Origin of the sequence: Paenarthrobacter nitroguajacolicus (assembly GCF_029952445.1) — a bacterium.
In the GTDB taxonomy this organism is placed as follows: domain Bacteria; phylum Actinomycetota; class Actinomycetes; order Actinomycetales; family Micrococcaceae; genus Arthrobacter; species Arthrobacter nitroguajacolicus_B.
The window spans coordinates 1-13,751 of sequence record NZ_JAQPPK010000037.1 but is presented as its reverse complement, the minus strand read 5'-3'; the positions used below and the strand labels follow the sequence as shown (position 1 = coordinate 13,751).

The following is a 13,751-nucleotide window of genomic DNA, read 5'->3' as shown; positions in this document are numbered from 1 at the left end:
TTCAGCCGCCCAACCCGAGCAGCCGGACGGCGTTGTCCTTGAGGATCTTCGGGCGGACCTCGTCCTTGAGCGGCAGGTCCGCGAACGCGCCCAGCCACTTCTGCGGCGTGATCAGCGGGAAGTCCGTGCCGAATAGGACCTTGTCCTGCAGCACGCTGTTCGACAAACGCACCAGCGACTCCGGGAAGTACTTCGGCGACCACCCGGACAGGTCGATGAACACGTTGGACTTGTGCGTCGCGATCGAGTTCGCCTCGTCCTGCCATGGCACCGAGGGGTGGGCCATGATGATCTGCAGGCCCGGGAAATCCGCTGCCACGGCGTCCAGCAACAACGGGTTCGAGTACGCCAGCTTGATCCCATAGCCACCCGGCAGGCCCGCACCCATACCGTTCTGCCCGGTGTGGAAAATACAGGGCAGCCCCAGTTCCTGCAGCGATTCCCAGAGCGGGTAGAACTGCTCATTGGATGGATCAAAGCCCTGCAACGACGGGTGGAACTTGAACCCGCGTGCGCCGAGCTCCACTGCCTGGTGCTTCGCTCCGGCGATCGCGTCCTCCCCCATGCGCGGATCCACGCTGCCGAACGGGATCAGTACATCATTGTTCCGCGCAGCCCCCTCGATCAGTTCCGGGATGCTGTTCGGTTCGTGCTTCAGTTGCGTCCGCGCATCGACCGTAAAGACGACGGCGGCCATGTTCAGTTCGCGGTACACCTCCGCGATCCTGTCCAGCGACGGGGTCCGGTCCTCAGCCTTGAAGTACTTCGCCGAGGCCTCCGTCAACGCATCCGGGAGCGAGCCGTGGCCGCAGCTGTCCACTTCGAGGTGGACGTGCATATCGATCGCGTCCAGTTTCCCGGCGTCGATGCCAAGTTCGTAACGGGTGGCCATGATCAGTGCGCCTGCGCCGGTTCGGGCTGCAGTTCCTCGGGCAGCGGCACGAATTCCTCGCCAACGCTCTGCAAGGCCGCCGGGCCGAAGAGCGATCCGGCGTTCTCCACCAGGGCCTCATAGCTCCAGCCACCCTCCCGATACTCGGTGCTCGCCGCCGTCGGGTGGGTCCAGACCTGCAGCCGGTCACCGCCGGCACCGATCGCCTGGCCGGTAATGCCCTCTGCCTCATCCGAGGCGAGGAAGGCAATCAGTCCGGCGACGTCGTCGGCCGTTCCGAAACCGAGGTCGTGGCGGAAGAACGCCGGCATCGCTTCGCCGCGTTCCTCTGCTTCCACCGCTTTCTGGAAGTACGGAACTGTCTTGGTCATTGCAGTGGCGGCCACCGGGATCACGCTGTTCACGGTGACGCCGGCCTTCTTCATTTCCAGAGCCCAGGTACGGACCATGCCCACGATCCCGGCCTTGGCAGCGGCGTAATTCGTTTGCCCGAAGTTGCCGCGCTGGCCGGTCGGCGAGCCGATGGTGATGATGCGGCCGGGAATGTTGTTTTCCTTGAAGTATGCGAAGGCCTCACGGACACACGTGAACGTGCCTTTCAGGTGGACGTTGATGACCAGGTCAAAATCCTCGTCGGTCATCTTCAGCAGGCTCTTGTCGCGCAGGATCCCGGCGTTGGTGACCAGGACGTCCAAACGCCCGAAAGCCTCGACAGCGCCCGCCACCAACGCCTTTGCCGCGTCCGTTGTACCCACCGGAACCACCACGGCGGTGGCCTTGCCGCCATCGGCTTCAATCTGCGCGACAGCCTCAGCGGCGGTCTCCGCGTTCACGTCATTGATAACGACGGCGGCACCCTGGCGGGCGAGCTCCCTCGCGTAAGCGAGTCCAAGACCCTGCCCACTCCCGGTAACGATTGCAACCTTGCCGTTCAAGCTCATGGCGTGCTCCTTCGCATGCAGTAACCGGCCGAAGCCGGTGCGCCCGATCCCCTGTCAACGTGAGATCCTTGTCATGATCAATGAGAATACGGATCATTGAAAAAGTCAACGATTGTTTTTCATTACTATTGGAGTTGTCATGGGCCCGCAAAGCACCGAAGTGGAAACCCCGCGCCTGGCCGAAGCCAAAATCGGCAACGATGTTGGCCTCCTGCTGGCCAAACTGCACGCCACGGGTTCCCTCTTGAACAACAAGGCGCTGGCGGATTACGGACTCAGGGAGCGCTCCTTCTCCGTGCTGACACTGGCCTGCAGCGGGCTGGAACCCACGCAGCGCGAGCTCGCCGACTTCCTCAGCCTGGACCCCAGCCAGGTAGTCAGCCTGGTTGACGACCTCGAACACCGGGGCCTCGTCAAACGGGCCCAAGGGAAGCAAGACCGGCGTGCGAAGATCATCGTCTCTACGGCTGAAGGCCGGCGGATCCACAACAAGGCCCGGGCAGCGCTGGAAGCGTGCGAGGAAACTCAGCTGGCAGCGCTCAGTGAGGAAGAGAACGCGGAGCTGAGGGCGCTGCTGAAGAAGGCGCTGTGGGGTCCGCCTTCCAACCAAACTTCGTGAATCCCCGGGGCTGACACAGCCTCATGGACAGCTGCACAGTGGCCTGCGCAGGCGGTATGCAATTGTCCATATCGGGCGGCCGTCCGCTTGTGTCAGGATCAGGGACCATGAACTTCCCTCTCTTCCACGATCCCCTGCAGGGCGCCGTCACCGTTGACGCACCTGCCCGAGATCCGCAGGCTCACCGTCAAACCCGCACAGCCAACCGGCCGGCCCGGCAGACAACCCACGGATCAGAACCTGCCCGCACCTCAAGGCAACGTGAGGTAGCAAAGGTCGCCGAAGACCTCCAGGCCTTGATGGCGAGGACCAGCGAACGGCACTAGCTAACCCTCAGTCGCCGTAAGTCGCACCGCCGGTTGGGTAGTATCCAGACAAAGTAGTCGACTTGGCCAAAAGCGGCTACAGCCCAACACCGAGTACATCGTCGACCACTGCACTAAAATGCGGACAGCGTGGGTGGCCTTACAGCCGATACATTTGAGCGCTTTACACGGATGCGACGGGTCGGGTCGAGCGCGTAGACACCTTCGCCGGCATCCAGGGGGCCTGGTCCACCGAACTAAACAAGCGCATGCCCAACGTCACCTATAACGTAGTGGCAACAGCCGACGGGGGTCTTAAGAACCACTTCACGATCATCACCGATGACTTCGCCAAGCCCAAGAGCGTCGAGGCACACATCACCGGGCTTCTCAAAGGCGTCATCAACCGCAACGCATGGCAGCAAATACTCGCCGGCCTACGTGTCGGCGGACCCGGCTACGACGGCGGCCACCTCATCGCCTCACTCTTCGCCGGCCCTGGCGAAGGAGCCCATCTCCTCGCCCAACTCATGTTCCAAAACAGAGGCCACGGAGTCCCCAACGCGCCCGCCAACACCCAGGCCTTTTTCCAACTCGAAAGAGACCTCATGACAAAAGCTCTCCACCGCATCGACACCGGACAACCCCTAGACTTACACCTAAAGGTAGAAGCCGTCCCCGGGCCAAAACCCGGGCTGCCGTCGGCCGTAATTGTCGATCACCAGTTCGGCCATGAGAAGAGAAAGACCAAGGTGTTCCCTAATCTTCCGTCAACAAAGGATGATCGCGAATGACGTCTGGAAGGCCGATTGACAGCGAGAGTGTGCGCCGCGGGTTGCACCGACTGCAGGCCGAAACCTTTGTTGAAGGTGCCCTGGGCTTCAATGCCCAGGAAGTAATAAGCACTTCTGTCGTCCATCAAGCCTGCTCAAGCCGGTCTGAAGACATCCTTCGGAACGGCGTCTGGGGTTACGCGGAAGGGTTTCTCAATTTTTCCATTCAATCCATGGACTACTGGCTTCAAAATGTCCAACGTGAGTCCTACGAGCGGGGAGCCGGAACCTGGACGAGCTGCAAGGTCTACCTCTACCCGGACAGGGAAGGAATATTGGAGACCTTTGATATCGAGCTTATCGAGCGAGACAACCACGGCAACCTAACGGATCGTCCTGCGGACGCCCTTACGCTCTTCCAGGACCTCAAAGCCTTTCCGCGCACCTTGGACAACATTCCGCAGTGGATGTGGACGGTGTTCCGCGCCGAAGGCGTGACCCCACCGGTCTACAACCCGGAACTCGGAACAGTCGACTGGGCCAACAAACGACTCCCCGTCACCGCCACTGGCACCGATTTCTCCGCCGAACCGGAAGTCATCGACCCCTCCAAAGAGCCCGGCGTCTTTGCCAAAATCGGCAAGAAGCTCTTCGGCGGCTGAAAGCAGTCGGAGCGCTCACCTACTTCGCTGCCGACACCGGCTACCTTCCGGAAGACCCGCTGGTTGACCTGTGCCAGCCGAGGGGCGGCACTCTGGCGGTCCTGAAGACATGGAGTTCGGAAGCCGTTCAGGAGTATGAAGTCGTCTTCAGGAAAGTCAACGCCGCAACCCCAACGGCCGCGCGGCGGGCTAAGCGCCCGGCCAATGATGACCGAAAATAGGCGCGACAGTTTAGCCACGACTGAAGATCAGGATGGAACTCATGAAAGATCCAGGCGGGGTTATCGCTGAGCGTGACGCATTGAACAACTTGGGAAGACTTCTCCACGGGCTGCTAGGCCCGGGCGATGAACGGGTTGGATATATTGCAAACGTTACAGCTTCAACAAACGAACAGAGGATTCATATATTCAATCCGGACGGAAGATTTTCTTCACCGGATGGCGCGTTCAACGATGCGGCTGGCTCGTACGAACTATCCCGAGCCATGAAGGAGCTACGCATGGCCGCCTATAAACCCGGCTTGGGCACGTGGTTCAGCATCAAGATGGTTGTTACGGCGGCTGGCAGCGCCTCGGCAGAATACAACTATGACGACGAGCCTGAGTGGGATTTTCCCGTCGGTGGTGCTGCCTACGTCCGGGACCAGGAGAAGTACCACCGCAGTGAGGATATGATTTTAGGTTGGCTAAAGCAGAAATTGCAGGAGGGTCGCGCGCAAGCTGGTGGCTGAATTTGAAATCAAAGCCGGGTATGTCTGGCATCCTGTGCATATTTAGCCAAATCAGCAGGAAGCGTTTCAACGTCCAAGGCCGTGCAACCTGATAGAACGAATGTCAACTGCTGGCTCCGGGCCGGAAATAGCATTCTTCCAAGCTCGACGCATTGAGGAGGCATTGGAGTGGTGACAGGAACAGTGAAGTCCGGAGATGAAGTTGCCAGCGGTCTTCAACGGCTGCAGGCTGAAGGCTTCGCCGAGGGCGCCTTAGGCTTCGGCGCCCAAGAGGTGGTGAGCACTTCTATCATTCATCAGGCGTGGTCACAACAGACTGAGAAGATCCTGAGGGACGGCATCTGGAGGCCCCGGAGCTTTGCATTGGAGTTTTCAAAAGAGTCGATGATTGACTGGCTCGAGGAAGTACGCCGCGAGTCCTACATCCAGGGTATTGGAACCTGGACTAGCTGCAATGTCTATCTCTACCCGGACCGCGACGGAAAACTTGAGGTCTTCGACGCCGAGCTCCTCAGACCCGCCAATGAAACAACCGTCCCGGATCGCCCCGCGGACGCAATGACACTCTTCCAGGACCTCAAGGCCTTCCCGCGCACAGTGGACAACATCCCGCAGTGGATGTGGACGGTGTTCCGCGCCGAAAAAATGACCCCACCGGTCTACAACCCGGAACTCGGAACAGTCGACTGGGCCAACAAACGACTCCCCGTCACCCCCACCGGCACCGACTTCGCTGTTGAACCGGAAATCATTGACCCCTCCAAAGAACCCGGCGTCTTCGCGAAAATCGGCAAGAAGCTCTTCGGCGGCTAGATGCCTCAGGTAGGCAACCAACGCCATTCACAACCCAACGGAACCGGCTGGGCCGGACTTCGCATGACCTGCTCCAACAGGAATAACCCGCTACCATCCTCACCATGGGCATCCACATCGGCACCTCGGGCTGGAGCTACGACCATTGGGAGAACGTGCTCTATCCCCAGGGCCTCCCAGCGGCCAAGCGCCTGGCCCACTACACAGCGCGTTTTAACACAGTCGAGCTGAATGCCAGTTTCTACCGCTGGCCCCGCGATACCACCTTCGCAGGTTGGCGGGAACGGCTACCGGCGGGATTCGCAATGTCAGTCAAAGCGCCGCGCGGGCTTACGCACGCCAAGAAGCTATACAGCCCAGAGGTGTGGGTGGAACGGATCGTCCGCTGCTGGCACGAACTCGGCGACAAAAGAGCCGTACTCCTGGCGCAGCTCCCACCAGATCTTGAACGCGACGATGCGCGGCTCGACTACTTCCTGGCCGCCCTGCCGCACTGGATCCGAGTCGCCGTCGAGTTCAGGCATGACAGCTGGGACCACCCGGACGTGTACGCGCTCCTGGAACGCCACCAGGCCGCCTACTGCATCATGAGCGGCGCCAACCTGCCGTGCATCCTCCGCGCCACCGCCCCGTTCGTCTACATCCGGCTGCACGGCCCGGATCACCAGCACCTCTACGGAGGCTCCTACTCAGAGGACGATTTGAGGTGGTGGGCGGACAGGATCCGCGAGTGGAGCGGCTCCGGCAAGGACGTTTACGCCTACTTCAACAACGACGGCGGTGGTAACGCCGTGCGTAACGCTGACACTCTGCGGTGGCTGCTTGGGGTCAGCTGACCTGCGACGTTTACGCCAAGCGACCGCGCACGATCTCGCTGACGGTCTTGCCGTCGAAGCGCCCTGCCACCTGTGCGGTCACAGGTTTCATGACAGCGCCGATGGACCTCATGGACAGTTCGTGGCCTTCGGCTTTCAGGGCCGCTATGGCCTCGTCCACGATGGCCTCTACTTCTTCACGGGTGAGCGCTTTGGGAAGGTAGGCCTCAATAATCTCGGCCTCGGCAACTTCGGCAGCTGCGCGGTCGGTTTCACCGGCCTCGGTGTAGATGCGCGCCGTGTCCCGTCGCTTCGCTGCTTCCTTCTGAAGCAGCGAGGTAACCTGGGCGTCGTCGAGTTCTACCGGCGTCTTGCCGGACTTCTCGCGCGTGGTGATTTCACCCAGGACATTGCGAACCGTGGTCAGGGCAACCTTGTTGCCTGCCTTCATGTGATCGACGACGTCGGCCTTCAGGCGTTCTTTGAGTGTCATGCTTCTCCTTGTTCGGGATTCCTCCTGCCATCTTCCCAGCTGAACCCGCAGGCCGCTCAATGCCGTGAAATTAATGCTTGCGAACGGAATAATAAGCATGCTTAGCTAATTGAAATACTTGGCGCTGAGGAGGAACCCACCATGCCCCTTTCAGAACGGGAGCGCCGGGTCCTGGAACAGCTCGAGCGAGAACTCTTCATCCAGGATCCCGACTTGGCCCGTCAGCTGGAATCAGGCGTCCCCGTGCGCACCCCCGTCCACCCGCGCATCCGGGATGTCATAGCCGCCGCTGCGGGAGTCCTCCTGGTGCTGCTGGCGATACCCCTGCACGTCATTCCCTTTGCCCTCGCCGGCATCCTTCTTGTGGTCCACGCGGTGTTCTCCCATCGCAACTACAAGAAGCAAGCCCCGTCACGACTCCTTTGACGGGATCGCCCCCGGCGGTGCCTGTTCGGGAGGTTCGATCTTCAGCGGGCTGCTGACCGCCACTTGGGCTGGACTGTGGAGGAGGTAGCCATTGAGCCAGGAGAACAACGCCCGGATCTTTTGCTGAAGTCCGGACAACAGCGCGAGGTGGACTAGAAGCCAGGATAAAAACGCGAAAATTCCCTGCAATTGGATGCGCTTTCGGCCGAGTTCTGCCACGGCAGCACCCCGACCCACCATCGCCATATAGCCCTTGTCGACATATCGGAACGGGGTCCGGCTGCCCCCGGCAAGCTCAGCAAGGATGTTTTTGGCAGCCCATTTTCCTGCTTGCTGCGCCACCGAACCCAGCTGCGGCAGCTTGGCACCCGTGGAGTCCGTGATGTTGGCGGCATCGCCAATGACGTAGACGCCTTCTACGCCCGGCGCAGTCAGGTCCGGGTTGACATCAATCCGCCCACCTCTCCCCTGGGCCAGTCCCGACCCGGCAATGATGTCGCCGGCCTTCAAGCCACCGGCCCACACGACGATCTGTCCCGGTACGGAGCTTCCGTCCGCCAACGTCACACCGTCCCGCCGTACTTCGGTAACCCCGACGCCCATGTGCAGCTGGACGCCCACCTTCTTCAGGTGCTCGGTGGCGTACTTCTGGGATTTGGACGAAAACATGTTCAACACGCTGGGCACCATGTCCACCAGATGCACCCGGCACCGGGCCGCGAGCTCGGGCGAAAAGTACTTCTGGACTACATATTTGACGTTTTCGGCCATGGCCCCAGCAGTTTCAACGCCAGTCGGTCCCCCGCCAACCACCACAACATCCACATGGCTGTCCGGGTTTCCATCAGCCTCGTCCAGTAATCGGGTGAGCCCCGCGCCGAGCCTGGTCGCGTCAGTAACGGAGTAGAGAGGATAGGCCAACCCTTCCGCGCCCGGGGTACCGAAAAAGTTAGGGACTGCCCCAACGGCCAGGACCAGCTTTTCGGCCCGCAGGGTCTGACCGTCAGCTGTCGTCACAGTCCGTTGTGCGGCATCAACCGATTCCACCTTTGCGGTGAGAACCTTGACCGTTTTCAGACGGCGGAACACCGAACGGAGCGGCCGGGCAATCGCCGATACGCCAATCTGGGAGGTTGCCACCTGATAGAGCAGGGGCTGGAACTGGTGGTAGTTGTTAGAGTCGATCAGCAAGACCTCTACACCCTTGCGACCGAGTTCCCGGGCTGCTGCAACGCCTGCAAAGCCGCCACCGACCACGATGACTTGGTATGTGTCTTTCATGCGAGCAACATACTTCACTGGCGGTCCGGGCAACAGAGGTTCCCGATCCGGCGTCGGGCGTTTATTCTCTGGACCGGTGGGTACGCAGTGGGTAGTGTTCTGCATTCGGCAACGCACGCGAAAGGGGTGGCTTTTGTGAACGAGGACGGTCTGACAGACGCGGTGCAGGAAGCTGGTGCCGTGGAATTGTTGCTGGTCCGGCATGGTGAAAGCGAAGGAAACGTGGCGGCCACCGAGGCACGGCTGGCGGGAGCGGAGGTCATCGACGTCCCCGCAAGGGACCCTGATGTTAACCTCTCGGGAACCGGTCAGGACCAAGCCAAGGCCCTGGGGATCGCGTTGGCCCGCATTGCAGAAGACATGAGGCCGGACGCCGTCGTTTCCTCCCCTTACGCCCGCGCCCGGCAGACCGCGGAGATCGCCGTCCAAACCGCCGGATGGCCCGTGAAGGTACTCACCGACGAACGCCTCCGTGACCGTGAACTGGGCATCCTGGACAGGCTGACACGCTTGGGAGTGGAGAACCGCTACCCAGGTGAAGCCGAACGCCGGTCGTGGCTCGGCAAGTTGTACTACCGGCCACCCGGTGGCGAATCGTGGGCGGACGTTGCGCTCCGGCTCCGCTCCGTCCTGGACGAACTCAACACGTTGGGAACAGGCCAGCGGGTGATGCTGGTCTGCCACGACGCCGTGATCCTCCTTGTCCGGTACGTACTGGAGGGCATGTCCGAGGAGGAAATCCTGGACCTCGCCGCAACTACATCAGTGCTGAATGCCTCCATCACGCGGTATGTGCGTCCCACCGGTGCCGGTCCCTGGGAATTGGAGAGCTTCAATGTTGCCGACCACCTCACGGAACAGGGCGTCACCGTCACCGAGCACGCCGGAGATGCCAGTGTCCACCCGCAGTGAGCCCACCCTGGTGACCCCGTCGCTTCTTCGGGACTGGCCACTGCCAGCCCCAGGCGACGACAAGTATTCCCGCGGAGCAGTATTGGTGATTGGCGGTGCAAGGGCGACCCCCGGAGCGGCCATCCTTGCGGGGACTGCGGCCCTGCGGGCCGGGGCAGGCAAAATATCGTTGGCCGTCGCCGAATCCGCCGCAGTGCAGGTGGGCGTTGCGTTGCCGGAGTGCGGGTCGCTCGGACTGCCGGAAAGCGCGGACGGGTCTCTGACGGGCGAAGGACTGGACAGGATCGCCTCTTACCTTGAACGCGCCGACACCGTGCTGGTTGGCCCGGGCCTGGACGACCTCGAACTCGCAGAATCGCTGCTCCGGGCCTTGTTGGAACGGGAGGAACCCGACGGTGACTCGAAAGCCGAGGGAGGTCCCGCCGTCGTGCTTGACGCGTATGCGCTCGGAGCGCTGGGGAAAGTTGAGGATCTGCTGGAACCATGGCGTGGCCGCCTGATCCTCACCCCCAATCCGACGGAGGCCGGAGTGCTGCTGGGCAGGGAAGTCGAGGATCTGGAAGCTGCCGTGGCCGACATTGCCCGGCGCTTTGATGCCGTAGTGAGCTGCCAGGGGTTCATCGCGGGACCCCACGCCACCAAAGGCCAGGAGTCCGAACTTTGGAAGATCACCACTGGCTACGGCGGATTGGGGACCTCGGGCAGTGGGGACGTCCTGGCCGGGGCGATTGCGGGGCTCAGGGCCCGTGGAACCAGCAATGCGCAGGCCGCCTGCTGGGGCACCCACCTGCATGCGGCCGCCGCGGATCGCCTGGCCAGTAAGTTGGGTCCGCTCGGATTCCTGGCCCGCGAGCTTGCCGACGAACTGCCGGCGCTGATGTTGGAACTGAATACCTGAAGTCCTCGGATAGGCTCCCAGCATGGGGACAACAGAAAAGAACGCTCATGCGTTGCGGGTCACCGCTAGCTTGCTCGGGCTGGTTGGAATAGCCGCCTATGCAGTGACTGCAGCACTGCAGATCCTGGTGTGGAACCCTCTCGCCGCTGTTCCGGGTGCCACGCTGGAGGAGATCCATGAGGGTCTGGCCCGAAGTAACGAGTCCATTTCCATTGCGGCAGTTGTGACGTGGTGGAGCATTGGAACGCTTCTTGCCGCCGTTGTGGTTCTGCTGACTGCAACGCGGGTTATCGCACGGATGGGAATCGTTGTAATCCTGGACCTCTTGATCTTGGCTCTTGGAGCACCCATCTACTTCTTCACATCATTTTCCGCCGGAATGGCTTTGGCCGATGCGTTCTTCATCTCCGGTGGTGACTATGCACCGTGGGGTGGGTTGCTGTGCCTGATGAGTGCGGCGGCGTTGGCAGCCGCAGTGTTGGTCACGATCTTCCGTAAGCGCCCCGCCCCCGCCCCCGCCTAAGCGGGCTTCAGCAATTCATGCTCGACGACGGCGGTACTGGACAGAGTCTTGTATCCCTCCTGTTCGAACAGGACAGTAATGACGTCGTCCTCGTGCCGCATTACCAGTCCGGGACCCCAGTCCTTGTGGATCACGGTGGACTGCAAGGGGAACTTTTGCTCGGCAGCTGAATGGCTGCCCCGGACCACGTCATCATTACGGACATCAGCGCAGGCATCGCAGTTACCGCACGGCTCCGCCAGTTCCTCCCCGAAGTAGCCCAGGAGGAACTGGCGACGGCAAGCGTCCGTCTCAGCGTAGGCCCGCATCATGGTGAGGCGGGACTGGTCAACGCGTTGCCGTGCCTCGGCAAGTTCGACCGCCCGATTCACCAGCGTGGTCGGTTTCGCCTTGGAAGCAAGCCTGGTTCCGCTTGCCGGTTTTCACCGCGCCCGCCTCTTCCAACTGGTTGAGCAACCCGGTGATGCGTCGTGCCGGTAGTCCTGTCAGCTCCGCCAGCGCGGACTTCGGGGCTGGCCCACCGGCGTTCTTGATCACCTTCAGCACAGTTTTCAGGGCTTCGGGGTCCGGGGAATGGGTACCAAAGAACTTGCGCAGCCCCAGGTCCTCTGCCCGGTAATGAAGGATCGCCGCAGCGGCACAGCCATCACGCCCCGCCCTGCCGATTTCCTGGTAATAGGAGTCCAAGGACTCCGGAATGTCGGCGTGCACCACGAACCTCACGTTGGGCTTGTCGATCCCCATGCCGAAAGCGGTGGTGGCCACCACGACGTCCAGTTGGTCCTCCAGGAACCTCTCGTGGATGCCCTCGCGGTCAGCGTCCGACCGCCCCGCATGGTATGCCTCCGCGCGCAGGCCTTGTGCCGTCAGCTTGGCGGCGTAGTTCTCGGTGTCCTTCCGTGTGGCGGCATAGAGAAGCCCCAAGCCCTCCGTCCGGGCCAACTCCACCACCTGCTCCACAACGGCCTTGCGCTTGGCTTTGTCCTCCTGGTGCCTTTCAACGGCGAGGCTGATGTTCGGCCGGTCGAACCCGCGGACCAGGATCAGGGGATCCCGCATACCAAGCCGCTGCACGATTTCGTCCCGCACCGGCGGGGATGCTGTTGCGGTAAGCGCGATGACCGGCGGATTCCCCAGCTGCTCGCGGACGTTGCCCAGTTCCAGATAGTCAGGACGGAAATCGTGTCCCCAGGCGGATACACAATGTGCCTCGTCCACCACGAACATGGAGATGCCCAGCGCTGCGATCCGTTTCACGGTGTCCTGCTTGGCCAGTTGCTCGGGCGCGAGGAAAAGGAAAACCGCTTGGCCCGATTCGACCGCCAGCCAGGCCTCCTCCACTTCCGAATCGCTCCGGGAGGAATTTATGGCGACTGCGGCGCCGTCGCCAAGATGCTCGGCGAGCCCCTCAATCTGGTCCTCCTGCAGCGCGATCAGCGGTGAAACCACGACGGCGGGGCTCTGAGCCTGCTGGTGAAGGTACAGTGCCGCGACCTGGTAGGTGGCGGATTTTCCATAGCCGGTTGGCATGACTGCCAGGACGTCGCGGCCCCGGGCAACGGCACGCATGCCGGCGAGTTGGCCATCGCGCAGCTCAGAAAGGGAAAAGGAGGACGCCGCAAGGGCGGCGAGGGCAAGGTCAGCTGACATCGAAAACAGGGCTCCGCTTGGTGGTTCCTGCGGCCACTTGCATCAGCCGAGATCTCCAGCCTAGCGCGATCTGGAGCCCACCCTCGCCTTCCGCATTCGGGTTGTGGATAACCCTGCCGATGGGGCTGCTGCGTCCAGTCGGCTTCCGGGTCAGCAGATTATCGTCGATGGAACGGCACTGCTGGACCATACATTGGTCGAGTTGGGTACACGGTACTGGGATTCCACGGAGTACTTCCAAGTACCGCGTGCCACACCTTGTGCACCCCCGGAATCGTATTGAGCCGCGCCAGCGACGAGGTCGATTTCTGTGACACTGCCGGTAGGGCTGATCAATCTGAGAACGTAATAGTTCGCCCGGGCTTCGGTGCCAGTAGCTGTTATCGCAATCCTGAGACGGTATTTTCCGCTGCTCCCCACCGAGTCACAGCTGGCAGATATGGAATTCCCAGTTGGAGCCGTCATGGTGTACGCACTGGCAAGGACCGTGGCGGTGGTGTTGGTGTCGAAGGCGGCGTAGGCCGCCGGGGCACCGATCAGGAAACACGCAGCGAGGGCAGCTATGGACGTAGCCCAGAGCCGGCGAGATCTGTTCGCCTGATTCTTCACCGTGGTCCCCCTCCCTCCGCCGGCGCGACGGTAGCTTCCGCGCGTTGTTAGCCCTTGCACCTATTACTTTCCGCGACGTGGCTCAAGAAATCGTCAAGGCCCCCTTTGGTTGCCCTCAAGAACGGGCAATGGCCCGACCCCGCCGATGGGCTCTTCAACCTCCGTTCCTGGCCCTGCGGTTTTCTTGAGGTTTTCCTGAGGAAGTGCTGATCGAACACAGGATTTGTTCTTGATCCAGGCCCGGCAAAGTAATTCCTGTCAGCCACACAGGCTGAAAAGAACAGGCCGGCCGGTCTCACGGTGGCCACCCGAAAGGACACTGATCCCCATGGCCATCAGCCTCAAAACCACCTCCGGCAAAATCCTCGCCTCCGTCGCACTGGTCGGCACCGCAGCCGCCGTCGCC

At 61.6% G+C, this 13,751-nt stretch carries 15 protein-coding genes and 1 pseudogene; 11 read left to right on the top strand and 5 right to left on the bottom strand.

The window, feature by feature from the left end; genetic code table 11:
• Window position 1: 1 nt before the first annotated feature.
• Window positions 2-892, bottom strand: a complete 891-nt coding sequence (locus PJL15_RS20425; protein ID WP_281452963.1) for an amidohydrolase family protein — start codon at window positions 890-892, stop codon at window positions 2-4.
• A gap of 2 nt (window positions 893-894) precedes the next feature.
• Entirely contained in the window at window positions 895-1,833 is a 939-nt protein-coding gene (locus tag PJL15_RS20420) for an SDR family NAD(P)-dependent oxidoreductase (RefSeq protein WP_281452962.1), read from the bottom strand.
• A 139-nt stretch (window positions 1,834-1,972) separates the two neighbouring features.
• Between PJL15_RS20420 and PJL15_RS20415 the strand changes: the two genes are divergently transcribed.
• From PJL15_RS20415 to PJL15_RS20385, 7 genes are all read left to right on the top strand, one after another.
• A complete protein-coding gene (locus PJL15_RS20415) occupies window positions 1,973-2,452 on the top strand; it encodes a MarR family winged helix-turn-helix transcriptional regulator (RefSeq protein WP_281452961.1) in 480 nt (159 codons plus the stop codon).
• A gap of 107 nt (window positions 2,453-2,559) precedes the next feature.
• Window positions 2,560-2,778, top strand: a complete 219-nt coding sequence (locus PJL15_RS20410) for a hypothetical protein (protein WP_281452960.1) — start codon at window positions 2,560-2,562, stop codon at window positions 2,776-2,778.
• 248 nt (window positions 2,779-3,026) lie between these two features.
• Entirely contained in the window at window positions 3,027-3,551 is a 525-nt protein-coding gene (locus PJL15_RS20405) for a DNA/RNA non-specific endonuclease (protein WP_281452959.1), read from the top strand.
• Window positions 3,548-4,192 (top strand): hypothetical protein, encoded by a 645-nt coding sequence (locus PJL15_RS20400; protein ID WP_281452958.1) that lies wholly within the window; start codon window positions 3,548-3,550, stop codon window positions 4,190-4,192. Before PJL15_RS20405 ends, PJL15_RS20400 begins: the two co-directional genes overlap by 4 nt.
• 262 nt (window positions 4,193-4,454) lie before the next feature.
• Window positions 4,455-4,925, top strand: a complete 471-nt coding sequence (locus tag PJL15_RS20395) for a hypothetical protein (protein WP_281452957.1) — start codon at window positions 4,455-4,457, stop codon at window positions 4,923-4,925.
• A gap of 384 nt (window positions 4,926-5,309) precedes the next feature.
• Complete coding sequence (locus tag PJL15_RS20390; RefSeq protein ID WP_281452956.1) at window positions 5,310-5,738, top strand: hypothetical protein; 429 nt, start codon at window positions 5,310-5,312, stop codon at window positions 5,736-5,738.
• 104 nt (window positions 5,739-5,842) lie between these two features.
• Window positions 5,843-6,574: a DUF72 domain-containing protein gene (locus PJL15_RS20385; protein ID WP_281452955.1), complete on the top strand. Its 732-nt coding sequence runs from the start codon at window positions 5,843-5,845 to the stop codon at window positions 6,572-6,574.
• Window positions 6,575-6,584: 10 nt separating this feature from the next.
• Here the strand turns inward: PJL15_RS20385 and PJL15_RS20380 are convergent, their stop codons facing one another.
• Window positions 6,585-7,046, bottom strand: a complete 462-nt coding sequence (locus PJL15_RS20380) for a GatB/YqeY domain-containing protein (RefSeq protein ID WP_281452954.1) — start codon at window positions 7,044-7,046, stop codon at window positions 6,585-6,587.
• Window positions 7,047-7,187: 141 nt separating this feature from the next.
• Between PJL15_RS20380 and PJL15_RS20375 the strand changes: the two genes are divergently transcribed.
• The gene (locus tag PJL15_RS20375) at window positions 7,188-7,472 is read left to right on the top strand and encodes a DUF3040 domain-containing protein (RefSeq protein WP_281452953.1); all 285 of its coding nucleotides are present in this window, start codon (window positions 7,188-7,190) and stop codon (window positions 7,470-7,472) included.
• On the opposite strand, the gene PJL15_RS20370 is transcribed toward PJL15_RS20375, so the two are convergent.
• A complete protein-coding gene (locus PJL15_RS20370) occupies window positions 7,458-8,753 on the bottom strand; it encodes an NAD(P)/FAD-dependent oxidoreductase (protein WP_281452952.1) in 1,296 nt (431 codons plus the stop codon). The two genes, PJL15_RS20375 and PJL15_RS20370, sit on opposite strands and share 15 nt — an antisense overlap.
• A gap of 126 nt (window positions 8,754-8,879) precedes the next feature.
• On the opposite strand from PJL15_RS20370, the gene PJL15_RS20365 reads away from it, so the two are divergent.
• From PJL15_RS20365 to PJL15_RS20355, 3 genes are read left to right on the top strand one after another with little or no spacing between them, the layout of a single operon-like run.
• Window positions 8,880-9,665: a histidine phosphatase family protein gene (locus tag PJL15_RS20365; protein ID WP_281452951.1), complete on the top strand. Its 786-nt coding sequence runs from the start codon at window positions 8,880-8,882 to the stop codon at window positions 9,663-9,665.
• The gene (locus PJL15_RS20360; protein ID WP_281452950.1) at window positions 9,643-10,563 is read left to right on the top strand and encodes an NAD(P)H-hydrate dehydratase; all 921 of its coding nucleotides are present in this window, start codon (window positions 9,643-9,645) and stop codon (window positions 10,561-10,563) included. Before PJL15_RS20365 ends, PJL15_RS20360 begins: the two co-directional genes overlap by 23 nt.
• 22 nt (window positions 10,564-10,585) lie before the next feature.
• Entirely contained in the window at window positions 10,586-11,086 is a 501-nt protein-coding gene (locus PJL15_RS20355; protein ID WP_281452949.1) for a hypothetical protein, read from the top strand.
• On the opposite strand, the pseudogene PJL15_RS20350 reads toward PJL15_RS20355, so the two are convergent.
• Window positions 11,083-12,736, bottom strand: a pseudogene (locus tag PJL15_RS20350) (RecQ family ATP-dependent DNA helicase). The gene PJL15_RS20355 and the pseudogene PJL15_RS20350 sit on opposite strands and share 4 nt — an antisense overlap.
• Between the last annotated feature and the right edge of the window lie 1,015 nt (window positions 12,737-13,751).